The following is a 12,852-nucleotide window of genomic DNA, read 5'->3' on the forward strand; positions in this document are numbered from 1 at the left end:
CATGGCAAGACAAAAAATCATGTCGAGTCGTCTAAAGGAAGAGATTGCAAAAGAACTTGGATTTTACGACGTTGTTCAACGTGAGGGTTGGGGCGGTATTAAAGCCCGTGATGCAGGAAACATGGTAAGACGTGCGGTTGAAATGGCTCAGGAAAACTTAGCTAAACAATCGCAGAACAACCAAAAATAAGTTGACACAAAGATGGCACCATCGTAGGTTCTCGCTTACGGTGGTGTTATTTTGCTTGCAGGTAAAGCGATTTACTCAGCTTACTTAAAAAGTCTAACTACTGGATTGTGCAGCATGCATATTTTAACAATAAATTGCAAAGAAAAGTGAATGTTTTCGTGCATAATACAACGCTTTCATATGGTAAAATAGGGGCAATAGAATTTTAATCGCGTATTACATATTATGCGTGCCTTATACAGTAGGAGGAATTTTCAATGTTATACGTAAAAGCACCCGCAAAAATTAACTTAACACTCGATGTGCTTTATAAACGTCCAGATCAATATCATGAAGTGGAAATGATTATGACAACGGTCGACTTGGCCGATCGAATTGGACTAGAATCACGAGTAGATGGCCAAATTAAAATTGTTTCGACAGATAATTTTGTTCCGGATGATCAGCGGAATTTTGCTTACCAGGCAGCAGAGCTTTTAAAAAATACATACGGTATTAAAGAAGGCGTAACTATTTCAATTGAGAAGCAAATTCCTATAGCGGCGGGTCTAGCGGGTGGAAGCAGTGATGCAGCGGCTACATTGCGCGGTTTAAATGAGCTTTGGAATCTAAATTTAACGTTGGACGAGTTGGCGGAACATGGAGCGAAAATTGGTTCTGATGTATCTTTCTGCGTTTATGGCGGTACAGCATTGGCTACTGGGCGCGGAGAAAAGATTAAAGAACTATCCGCACCTCCAACTTGTTGGGTTGTTTTGGCCAAGCCGAAAATTGGCGTATCGACAGCTGATGTATATGGTGGGCTGAATATTGAAGGGCTACAACATCCAAACACGAGTGAAATGATAAAGGCGATTGAAACAGAAAATTATGAGCTAATGTGCAATTCTCTTGGAAATGTTTTGGAAACTGTAACATTTAATCTTCATCCGGAAGTTATTACCATTAAAGAGCAAATGCAACGTTTTGGTGCTGACGCAGTACTTATGAGCGGCAGTGGTCCGACAGTATTTGGGCTGGTGGAAAATGAAGCACGTGTCAGCAGAATCTACAATGGATTACGTGGTTTTTGTGAGGAAGTTTATGTAGTACGTATGTTAGGGGAACGAAATCCACTTGCATAAATACGTATAATTATGGTAATTTGACTATTAAATATTCGTATTTTAATAATTAATGTTTAGGAGAGGGTCGCATGAAATGGAAGCGCAGTGAACGCCTTGTGGATATGACTTATTATCTACTTGAGCATCCACATCAGTTGATCCCGCTAACTTATTTTTCTGAGCTTTACAGTTCTGCAAAATCTTCAATTAGTGAAGATTTAACAATTGTAAAGGAAACATTCGAAGAAAAAGGAATTGGGCTTTTAATTACTGTACCTGGGGCAGCAGGCGGTGTTAAATATATCCCTAAAATGGCGGAACAAGAAGTTCGTGATATAATTAGGGAATTTATGGGAGAACTTAGTCAATCCGATCGACTGTTACCTGGTGGCTATTTGTTTATGACGGATCTTTTAGGAAATCCGGAATTAATGAATCGTGTAGGTAAAGTATTTGCAAGCGTGTTCGCAGATCGGCAAATTGATGTCATTATGACTGTTGCAACAAAAGGGATTTCAATAGCACATGCGATTGCAAGACATTTGAATGTCCCGGTTGTAGTTGTGCGTCGTGACAGTAAAGTGACTGAAGGTTCAACGGTGAGTATTAATTATGTATCAGGATCTTCTCGTCGTATTCAAACGATGGTTTTATCAAAACGTAGTATGAAAAGTGGCCAGCGTGTATTAATTACCGACGATTTCATGAAAGTCGGAGGCACAATGAATGGTATGAAGAACTTATTGGAAGAATTCGAATGTGAGTTGGCAGGTATTGCTGTATTAGTAGAAGCACAGCATGCTGATGTAACATTAGTAGATGATTACTATTCTTTAGTAAAACTACAAGAAGTAAATGAGAAAGATCGCACAATTGCATTAAGTGAAGGTAACTTTTTTTCAAAAGGAGAGAAATTAAAATGAAAACTGTTTCAACAACAAATGCACCAGCAGCAATCGGTCCATATGCACAAGGTATTGTAGTAAATAATATGTTTTATTCTTCTGGCCAAATTCCACTGACAGCTTCAGGGGAACTTGTAGAAGGCGATATTGAAGTACAGACTCACCAAGTTTTCGAAAACTTAAAGGCAGTTTTAGCAGCAGCCGGTTCTTCTTTAAGCCAAGTTGTTAAAACAACAGTATTTATGAAAGATATGAATGATTTCGCTATAATGAATGAAGTGTATGCAAGTCATTTTGGTGAGCACAAGCCAGCTCGTTCAGCAGTGGAAGTTGCTCGTTTACCAAAAGATGTAAAAGTTGAAATTGAAGTCATTGCATTAGTGAAATAATATTTTATTAGGAATAATTATTTTGATTTATATTAGTTATAGCTTAAATCCACGGCTTTCGGACTTTAGAAAAGGCGTGGATTTTTTTTATTAAAAAAATATTTTGACTCTATTTACAGCAATTATTAAGAAAATCCTCATAAATAAGTAGAATATTTAGTTTATTTTAATAATTATAAAAATTGTAGATAGAAAAAAATTACATTATATTGTATTCTATTGATAAATGATGAATTTTTAGAAATTTACTGGATGATAGAAGGAATCTATACTTTCATCCCGAATACTAAAAATAACACATCAAACTACAGGGGGTATAAATAATGGAAGTAACTGACGTAAGATTACGACGTGTTCAAACAGAAGGGCGTATGCGTGCGATTGCCTCAATTACGCTAGATGATGAATTTGTTATCCATGATATTCGTGTAATTGATGGAAATACTGGTTTATTTGTAGCAATGCCTAGCAAAAGAACACCAGATGGCGAATTCCGCGATATTGCGCATCCGATTAATTCAAATACGCGCAACAAAATTCAGGAAATCGTTTTGGAAGCTTTCCATGCATCTGCTGAGGAAAATACAGAGGAAACTTTGGAATTAGAAGAAGTGAATGTTTAATATAAATTAGGGTCACTCATATGAGGAGGCTCTTTTTTTTATGAATTTTTTTTATAGGCAGAAATGTTCTATAACAGAAAAGGAAAAATGAGAATATGGTCGGAAAAATACTGATTATTTACTTTTTATCGTTAAAATTTGCTGAATTAGTACACAAAAGAAAATGTGTCAAACTATTATAGATATTTTAAATTCAAAGATTTGTCAAGTCTGAATACCTTGAAAAGATTGTGAAATTGCTTTATAGTCATAAGAGAAAATGAGCTAAATTGGAGGACTTGTAATATGACGAATATTTTTGCGGTCGTGTTAGCGGCTGGTCAAGGTACACGAATGAAGTCCAAATTATATAAAGTGCTCCACCCAGTATGCGGAAAGCCAATGGTGGAACATGTAATTGATCATATCAGTTCATTAAATGTTGAACGTGTCGTAACTGTTGTAGGACATGGTGCAGAGCTGGTAAAAGAAACACTTGGAAATAAGAGTGAATATGTTTTACAAGAAGAGCAATTAGGCACAGCGCATGCGGTTCAACAGGCAGAGCCGATTTTAAGCGGACTTAGCGGAACTACGCTTGTCGTATGTGGAGATACCCCTTTAATTCGCCCTGAAACAATGCAGGCACTGCTGGATCAGCATGCTTCTCAAAATGCAAAAGCAACTATTTTGACAGCGGTTACAGATGATCCGACAGGCTATGGTCGTATTTTACGTGACGAACATGGTCAAGTTTCGCAAATTGTTGAACAAAAAGATGCAACATCTGAACAACAGCTTGTGAAAGAGATTAATACAGGAACATACTGCTTCGATAATGAAGCACTGTTTGAGGCACTTAAGCTCGTTAAAAATGAAAATGCACAAGGTGAATTCTATTTGCCGGATGTTATTGAAATTTTACAGAAGCAAGGTGAAACAGTTGCAGCCTATGTAACAGAAAACTTTGATGAAACGCTTGGCGTAAATGATCGCTTTGCTCTATCTCAAGCAGAGGAACTAATGCGTGCACGTATTAACGAACGTCATATGCGTAATGGTGTAACGATTATTAATCCAATTTCTACACATATTAGTGCAGACGCAGTAATCGGCAGTGATACGGTTATTTTACCTGGAGTGATTATTGAAGGTAAAACGGTTATTGGCGAAGATTGTAAAATTGGTCCGAATAGTCATATTGTGGACAGTCAAATTGGCAATGCAACTACGATTCATAGTTCAGTCGTGCTAAACAGCCAAGTGGGCAATGAAACAGCAGTAGGTCCGTTTGCACATTTACGTCCGGAATCTTCATTAGGAAACCATGTAAAAATCGGTAATTTCGTTGAAGTGAAGAAGAGTACATTAGGTGATGATACGAAAGTTTCTCATTTAAGCTATATTGGCGATGCAGAAGTCGGCAAGAACGTAAATATTGGCTGCGGTTCAATCACTGTTAACTATGACGGTAAAAACAAATATAAAACAACTATTGAAGACGATGTATTCATTGGGTGTAATTCAAATTTAGTTGCACCGGTAACATTAAAAAAAGGTTCCTTTATTGCAGCAGGATCGACAATTACTAAAGAAGTTCCTGAAGATGCATTGGCGATTGCGCGTGCTCGTCAGGAAAACAAATTAGGCTATGTGAGTAAATTAAATTCAAAATAAAATTAACTAAAATACAGGAGGCCATCATGCCGTATCAATACGCTGACTCAAAATTAAAAATCTTCTCATTAAATTCTAACAATCCACTTGCCAAAGAGATTGCTGATGAAATGGGTTTAGAACTAGGGAAATCATCCGTTAAACACTTCAGTGATGGAGAAGTCCAAATTAGCATTGAAGAAAGTATTCGAGGAATGGATGTATTTATCGTTCAATCTACTTCTGCGCCTGTTAATGAGCATTTAATGGAACTTTTAATTATGATTGATGCTGTTAAACGTGCATCTGCTCGTACAGTAAACGTTGTTATGCCTTACTATGGCTATGCACGTCAAGACCGTAAAGCAAAAGCGCGTGAACCAATCACTGCTAAATTAGTAGCAAACTTACTTGAAACTGCCGGTGCAACTCGTGTAATCGTATTAGATCTACATGCACCTCAAATCCAAGGTTTCTTTGATATTTTAATCGACCATTTAGTGGCTGTACCACTACTTGCTGAACATTTCGGGACAAAAGGATTCAATGAAGAGGAACTAGTTATTGTTTCTCCAGACCATGGTGGTGTAACTCGTGCGCGTAAATTAGCAGAGCGCTTAAAAGCTCCGATTGCTATTATTGATAAGCGTCGTCCAAAACCAAACGTGGCAGAAGTAATGAACATTGTTGGTAATGTAGATGGCAAAATCTGTATCTTAATTGATGATATTATCGATACGGCAGGTACGATTACGATTGGTGCAGAGGCATTGATTAAGAGCGGTGCTAAAGAAGTTTACGCATGTTGTTCACACCCTGTATTATCAGGTCCAGCAATTGAGCGTATTGAAAATTCTCCAATTAAGGAATTAGTTGTAACAAACACTATTCAATTATCTGAAGAAAAACTTTCTCCAAAAATTCAGCAATTATCAGTTGCGAAATTAATGGCAGATGCAATCTCTCGTATTTATGAAAATAAATCTGTTAGTACATTATTCGACTAATCCATTGCAAAAAAGCAAGAGGGTGGGACATAACCCAAAAATGCCATTTTTCTCTTAGAGAAAAATGGCATTTTTTTGCTGAGCGTAAAAATTGATTTCCATTTCGGGACGCTTTCCGCGGGCGTGGCCAGAGCCTGTAGTCTCAGGCGTCACGCTATTCCCGCAGGAGTCGCCCTCCATTCCAATCAATTTTATAAAATATCCGTTTCTTAATAAGGTTTTTCTCCTTAGCTTATGAAATTTCTACTTCTGTCCCAGCCCCTTTTTTATAACCTCTCTCATGAAATCTCTACGGCTGTCGCAACTAAATTTTCATTCCTCGTATTTCTATATGCGGATATTTGCAAAAAAATCTGACAATTTTTATGTTTAGTGTGGACTAAGGTAGGGTAAATGTATCTTTGTATAACTATTTAAGGGGGACGATGGAATATGACTACAGTATTACAAGCAACAAAGCGAGAAACTGGGAAACGTTCGATACTATCCCAACTTAGGAACGAAGGCCAACTGGCAGGTGTGCTGTATGGCTATGAAACAGAAACAACACCAATATCGTTGGATTATAGAGATACCGCTAAAGCAGTTCAAACATATGGTACAACTAGCGTGTTTAAAATTGAAGTAGGCGGGAAAAGAGTAAATGCAGTACTTACTGATATCCAACGTGATGCACTAAAAGGACATGTGAAGCACGTTGACTTCCTTGCTATCAATATGAAAGAAGAACTTGAAGTGGATGTTCCAATTGCATTTATCGGAACTTCAGTTGGTGTAAAAGAAGGTGGAGTAATTACTCAACCTAACCATACATTGAAGATTAAAGTGAATCCAAGCAAAATTCCAGACACAATTGAAATCGATGTATCCGATTTAGCAGTTGGTGAATCGTTATCTGTGGGTAATGTTCGTGATCAATTTACAGCGTTTACGATTGTAGATAATGACGACTATACATTAGCAACGGTAACACCGCCAGCAGCACCAGTTGAAGATGTCGATGCAAATGCAGAAAATGTAACAGCCGATGATCTTGATGCAACGGGAGAAAAATTATCGCCTGAAAAACCAGGTAGAGAAGATTAAGAAATTGGACGGGCCGCCCTATTTATTAGGGCGGTTTTTTTAGTGTAAAAAAATACTTCGACATCCGAAAGGAAATCAGTATAATAATATGGAGATGAGTAAATATTAAGAAAAATTAGAGGTCTTTATGAGAACACATAATGAAAAAATGAGTATTTACCACGGGATGGCATCTGCTGTTGCACAAAATACATCAAACAGCTACATTCCGATTTTTGCGATGACGATTCTTGGTGCAACAAATTATCAGGTCGGGTTAATCAGTTCTTTGCCACCGTTAATTACATTGCTAATGACATTACCGGCTGCTATTTTACTAAATCGAGCATTCGAACAAAAAAGGCTCGTTGCTTTTTCAGTCTTGGCAGCACGCTTTGTATTCCTATTAATTGCCTTTATTAGTTATGTACCAGGAAGTTTTGGTTCTTGGTTGCTGCTGGCACTGATCGCTGCAATGAGTGTGCCGAATACGATGGCGAACATGGGCTGGCAATCTTTTATCGGTAATATTATTGAGGAAACACGTCGGGCCCAATTTTTTAGTGACCGTAATCGCTTGCTGACAGTGGTAGGCTTATTCGTTACATTAACGATTGGTATTGTCATGAAAGATATAACCGCCAATCGAATTGCTTATCAAATACTATTCATGTTTACTTTTGTCGTCGGGGTTGTTGAGCTGTATTTTCTATTAAAGCATGATGAACCGGTACGTGAACGGAATATAGAAAATAAACGTGCAATGGATTGGTCAATTTTTAAAAACAATAAATATGTCCTGTTTTTAATTGTTGCACTTGTTTTTAACTTTGGCTGGCAAATGGCGTGGGGGATTTTTAATATTTATAATGTCCGGTATGCGGAAGCGACGATCTTTTGGATTAGTATGTTCAATGTGGCAAATATGATTGCTCAAATTTTATCATTTTCATTTTGGCGTAAATGGTCGCAAAAATATGGCAATATGAGTGTATTTGTCTGGGTTGCCTTTGGGATGTCAACAGCACCATTACTGATGGTTTTATCGACGAATCTTTATTATTTAGTCGCGATGTCCTTTATTTCAGGGTTGTTTGTTTCAGGAACGGTTTTAATATTATTTAATTTATTGCTTGAAAATTCACCGCAGGAAGTGCGCACTTATTGTATTACGACTTATAATGTGCTGCTTGCAGTCATTGCTTTTTCTTCTCCGCAAATAGGAATATGGCTGCTCGAAACTTACTCGATGGAAACAGCGATGTATTTATCGACAGCAGTTCGATTTTCTGCTGCAGTAGGCTTTTTAGTACTTTATATTGTAAGGAAAATGCGCGAGAAATCATTGGCGTCATACTAGTGGACGATACATACTTTTCATGAGGATATATGATAAAATAAAGGCGATTAGAGAAAAAGGATGCGATTACTAGTGAAATTAATTATTGGTTTAGGAAATCCGGGAAAACCATATGAACATACACGCCACAATATAGGTTTTGATGTAATTGATGAATTAGCCAATCGATGGAATGCGCCATTAAACCAAACTAAATTTAATGGTATGTATGCAACGGTTCATCGTCCTGAGGGAAAAGTCATTTTATTGAAGCCACTAACATATATGAATTTATCAGGAGAATGTGTTAGACCTCTAATGGATTATTTTGATATAGAAATTGAAGATATTATTGTTATTTATGATGATTTAGATCTGGAAACGGGTAAGTTAAGATTACGCAGCAAAGGAAGTGCTGGTGGACATAACGGGATTAAATCATTAATTCAGCACTTAGGGACACAGGAATTTAACCGAATCCGTGTTGGAGTAAGTCGCCCGCCAGCAGGTATGAAAGTTGCGGATTATGTATTGGCAAAGTTTTCAAAAGAGGATCAGCCCATCGTAAAAGAAGCTGTTGAAAAGAGCTGTGATGCTGTAGAAACAGCTTTAACAAAGCCGTTTTTAGAAGTGATGAACAAATTTAACGGCGCATAAATTAATCAAAAAATGGTTAGACTTTAATATACATAAGTGTTTAAAGGAGGCCATGGGAGATGCCTGTACGCTACCGCTGTAGACATTGTGAGGTAGAGATTGGTACTTTGCCTTTCGATGCAGAAGAAACGGTTCAAAAGCTTCACTTGTTTGAAATAGGTGAAATCGATGAATTCATTAAAAAAAATGAACGGGGAGAAACGACCGTTTACAGCATTTGTGAGCATTGTGAAGAATCATTGCGTCAGTTTCCCGATTACTATGCGTTAAAAAGATGGTTACAGTAGAGGAGTTGCTTTGGTCGCATAAAATGCGCCAAGGCTTTTTCCATTTTCGTTTTCATTTATCGAAAAAGAGAAGGGGGACTAGACGTGGATACGATACATCAAATATTTATAAAAGATAAACAGATTGATAATATGATAGAGCAAATTCGAAAAAATCAAGCAAACGATCACCTTATTACAGGGTTAACGGGAAGTGCAAGACCTGCGCTGATCCATACAATCTATCAAGAGACAAATAAATCGATTTATATTATGTCCTCAAACCTATTGCAGGCACAAAAATTAGTAGATGATCTGACTGCGTTAGTTGGTGATGGGCATGTCCATTATTACCCGGCCGAGGAATTTATCGCTGCAAATATGACGACTTCTTCCCATGAGCTGCGTGCACAGCGTATTGCAACTTTAGGGCGCTTAGTTAATCAGGAACGCGGAATCTACATTATTCCGGTAGCAGGAATGCGCAGTATGCTAAATGCGCCTCAAAAGTGGCTTGGATATGAACTTTCTACTTCTTTAGGTCAAGATGTCGACATCAATACTTGGCTAGATAAGCTTGTTGAAATGGGCTATACGAGAAGTGAAATGGTTACAACACCAGGTGAGTTTGCAATGCGCGGCGGAATTTTGGATATTTATCCGCCATATGCACAAGATCCGATCCGTATTGAATTATTTGATACGGAAGTGGATTCGATTCGTACGTTTTCTGCCGATAATCAGCGCTCGATTGAAAAGTTAAAGGACATCAAAATTTTCCCTGCGACAGAGCTTCTTTTAACAAAAGAAGAGCGCATAAAACTTGCGGAACGCCTTGAAGCATCATTGGCAGTGAGTTTAAAAAAGGTCCGTAAACAGGAAACACAGGAATTGCTCATGCAAAACATTCAGCACGATATTGAGCTGCTGCGTCTTGGTCATCTACCGGATCATATTGCAAAATATGGCTCGTTATTATTTGATCAGCCGTATTTTTTAGGTGATTACTTCAAGGAGGACGGCCTTGTCCTATTTGATGAGCTAGGTCGCATTCAGGAAGTGATGGAAGCTTGGGAACGCGAAGAAAATGAATGGTTTATTTCATTGATTGAGGGGGGCAAAATGCTTCATGATGTAAAGCCCTCCCATTCATTAAAAGAAGTGCTTTCAATGCTGAAACAGCAGAAAATGTATTTCGCATTATTTACAAGAACATTTGCAGGTGTCACTCTTAAAAAGACAGTTAACATTTCCTGTAAGCCGATGCAGCAATTCCACGGACAAATTGCTTTACTGCAAAATGAAATTGAGCGTTGGACGCATGAAAAATTTGTCGTGTTATTTACGGCTAATTCAGATAGCCGGATAAAGGCCATGCAAAATTTACTGGATGACTACCATATTGCGTCAACAATCGGCTATGCCGATGCACCGGGTATTTATCTGGTCAATACGGCATTGTCTTCTGGCTTTGAGCTACCATTACAAAAAATAGCGGTTGTTACAGATGATGAACTCTTTAAACAACAGGCCAAGAAAAAATCACGACCACAGCAGATGACTAATGCTGAGCGTATTAAGTCTTATACAGAAATTAAATCAGGCGACTATGTTGTACACGTGCATCATGGGATCGGGAAATATATTGGCATCGAAACACTTGTTGTGAATGGTACACATCAAGATTATTTGCATGTACGTTACCGTGAGGACGATAAGTTATATGTACCTGTGGATCAAATTGAACTGATTCAACGTTACGTGCCTTCAGGCGAAAAGGAACCGAAACTTCATAAACTCGGTGGTACGGAATGGAAGAAAACACATAAGAAAGTTTCGAATGCGGTACAGGATATTGCGGACGATTTAATCAAACTTTATGCAAAGCGCGAAGCAGAAAAAGGTTATGCCTTTTCTCCGGATTCCGATGAGCAACGGGGCTTTGAGGCTGCTTTCCCGTACGAAGAAACAGAAGATCAGTTACGCACAATCGCCGAAGTGAAAAAAGATATGGAACGAGAACGTCCAATGGATCGCCTCGTTTGCGGGGATGTAGGATACGGAAAAACAGAAGTTGCAATTCGTGCAGCATTTAAGGCCATTTTAGACGGCAAACAGGTTGCCTTTTTAGTGCCGACTACTATTTTGGCGCAGCAGCACTATGAAACGATCTCGAAGCGCTTTGAAGACTATGCAATCAATGTAGGTCTGCTCAGTAGGTTCCGCTCCAAAAAGCAGCAAACAGAGACGTTAAAAGGTCTAAAAGAAGGAACAGTAGATATAGTGATCGGTACACACCGTATTTTATCGAAAGATGTAGTGTATCAAGACTTAGGATTACTTATCGTCGATGAGGAGCAACGTTTCGGTGTTACGCATAAAGAGAAAATTAAGCAGCTTCGAACGAATGTCGATGTGCTGACATTAACGGCAACACCAATTCCGCGTACCCTTCATATGTCGATGGTTGGAGTGCGTGATTTATCGGTCATCGAAACACCGCCACAAAACCGTTTCCCTGTCCAAACGTATGTAATGGAGCATAACGGAGCACTTGTACGTGAAGCAATCGAGCGTGAAATGGCGCGCGGTGGACAAGTATTTTATTTATATAATCGTGTAGAGGATATTACAAGAAGAGTAGAAGAAATTCAGATGCTTGTTCCGGATGCACGAGTCGCTTTTGCACATGGTAAAATGACGGAGGCGAAGCTGGAATCGGTTATTTTATCGTTTATTGAAGGTGAGTACGATGTGCTTGTCACGACAACGATTATTGAAACCGGTGTAGATATTCCAAATGTAAATACATTAATTGTTCATGATGCAGATCGTATGGGACTTTCTCAACTGTATCAGCTGCGGGGACGCGTAGGGCGTTCAAATCGAATTGCCTATGCATATTTCATGTATGAACGTGATAAAGTTCTTACTGAAGTCGCAGAGCAGCGTTTGCAGGCCGTAAAAGAATTTACGGAATTAGGTTCAGGTTTTAAAATTGCGATGCGGGATTTATCGATCCGTGGTGCCGGGAATTTACTTGGTGCTCAGCAGCATGGCTTTATCGATTCAATCGGTTTTGATTTGTATTCGCAAATGCTGGAAGAAGCAGTGGAAGAACGTCGAACAGGTGTGAAGAGAGAAGAGAAGCAGGATGTCGAGATTATGCTGCATGTTGATGCGTATATTCCGGATGCGTATATTCCCGATGGCTACCAAAAAATCCAGATGTATAAACGGATTAAGGCAATGGAACGCATCGAAGATTATTCGGAAATTATCGATGAACTGCAAGACCGCTTTGGAGATTTACCAGTTGAAACAGAGCGTCTGATGCGTGTGGCCCGTATGAAAGTTTGGGCGAAGGAAGCGAATGTGCTTTCAATAAAAGAAAAGCAGCAAGTTGTATCTATTATTCTTTCAGAAGAAGGAACGGCCAATACAAATGGTGCACAGATTGTCGAGCAGTCGATGGAGTTTGGTCGGGCGGTCGGCTTTGGAATGGAAGGGACACAGCTTGTAATAACAATAGATTACAACAAATGCGGAAATCACCTGCCATTTGAGGTAGTAGAAAAAATGATGCAAATTATCGCATCTGCAAAAAAAGACTCATAAAAAAAGAGAGGAAATATTAAAAGTTTTGGGCTTTTAATATTTCCTCTCTTTT

Annotated in this window: 12 protein-coding genes; all 12 read left to right on the forward strand. The window is 38.6% G+C overall.

The window, feature by feature from the left end; all coding sequences use genetic code 11:
- Nucleotide 1: 1 nt before the first annotated feature.
- Nucleotides 2-190, forward strand: coding sequence for a small, acid-soluble spore protein, alpha/beta type (locus tag MHH44_RS00925; RefSeq protein ID WP_008408295.1), 189 nt, complete (start codon nt 2-4; stop codon nt 188-190).
- A gap of 257 nt (nt 191-447) precedes the next feature.
- Nucleotides 448-1,314, forward strand: coding sequence for a 4-(cytidine 5'-diphospho)-2-C-methyl-D-erythritol kinase (gene ispE, locus MHH44_RS00930; RefSeq protein WP_340797554.1), 867 nt, complete (start codon nt 448-450; stop codon nt 1,312-1,314).
- Nucleotides 1,315-1,385: 71 nt separating this feature from the next.
- On the forward strand, nt 1,386-2,219 hold the full coding sequence (gene purR, locus MHH44_RS00935) for a pur operon repressor (RefSeq protein WP_008408293.1): 834 nt from the start codon (nt 1,386-1,388) through the stop codon (nt 2,217-2,219).
- A complete protein-coding gene (locus MHH44_RS00940) occupies nt 2,216-2,590 on the forward strand; it encodes a RidA family protein (protein ID WP_008408291.1) in 375 nt (124 codons plus the stop codon). Before purR ends, MHH44_RS00940 begins: the two co-directional genes overlap by 4 nt.
- Nucleotides 2,591-2,913: 323 nt before the next feature.
- On the forward strand, nt 2,914-3,213 hold the full coding sequence (gene spoVG, locus MHH44_RS00945; RefSeq protein ID WP_008408289.1) for a septation regulator SpoVG: 300 nt from the start codon (nt 2,914-2,916) through the stop codon (nt 3,211-3,213).
- Nucleotides 3,214-3,498: 285 nt separating this feature from the next.
- Entirely contained in the window at nt 3,499-4,869 is a 1,371-nt protein-coding gene (glmU, locus tag MHH44_RS00950) for a bifunctional UDP-N-acetylglucosamine diphosphorylase/glucosamine-1-phosphate N-acetyltransferase GlmU (RefSeq protein WP_014822299.1), read from the forward strand.
- 26 nt (nt 4,870-4,895) lie between these two features.
- A complete protein-coding gene (locus tag MHH44_RS00955) occupies nt 4,896-5,855 on the forward strand; it encodes a ribose-phosphate diphosphokinase (RefSeq protein WP_008408287.1) in 960 nt (319 codons plus the stop codon).
- A gap of 432 nt (nt 5,856-6,287) precedes the next feature.
- Nucleotides 6,288-6,941 (forward strand): 50S ribosomal protein L25/general stress protein Ctc, encoded by a 654-nt coding sequence (locus tag MHH44_RS00960; protein ID WP_008408286.1) that lies wholly within the window; start codon nt 6,288-6,290, stop codon nt 6,939-6,941.
- Nucleotides 6,942-7,068: 127 nt separating this feature from the next.
- A complete protein-coding gene (locus tag MHH44_RS00965) occupies nt 7,069-8,280 on the forward strand; it encodes an MFS transporter (RefSeq protein ID WP_008408285.1) in 1,212 nt (403 codons plus the stop codon).
- 72 nt (nt 8,281-8,352) lie between these two features.
- A complete protein-coding gene (gene pth, locus MHH44_RS00970; RefSeq protein ID WP_340797555.1) occupies nt 8,353-8,916 on the forward strand; it encodes an aminoacyl-tRNA hydrolase in 564 nt (187 codons plus the stop codon).
- Nucleotides 8,917-8,975: 59 nt separating this feature from the next.
- The gene (locus MHH44_RS00975; protein ID WP_008408283.1) at nt 8,976-9,203 is read left to right on the forward strand and encodes an anti-sigma-F factor Fin family protein; all 228 of its coding nucleotides are present in this window, start codon (nt 8,976-8,978) and stop codon (nt 9,201-9,203) included.
- A gap of 84 nt (nt 9,204-9,287) precedes the next feature.
- Complete coding sequence (gene mfd, locus MHH44_RS00980; RefSeq protein ID WP_340797556.1) at nt 9,288-12,800, forward strand: transcription-repair coupling factor; 3,513 nt, start codon at nt 9,288-9,290, stop codon at nt 12,798-12,800.
- Nucleotides 12,801-12,852 lie beyond the last annotated feature (52 nt).

Source organism: Solibacillus sp. FSL K6-1126 (assembly GCF_038003445.1).
Taxonomy (GTDB): domain Bacteria; phylum Bacillota; class Bacilli; order Bacillales_A; family Planococcaceae; genus Solibacillus; species Solibacillus silvestris.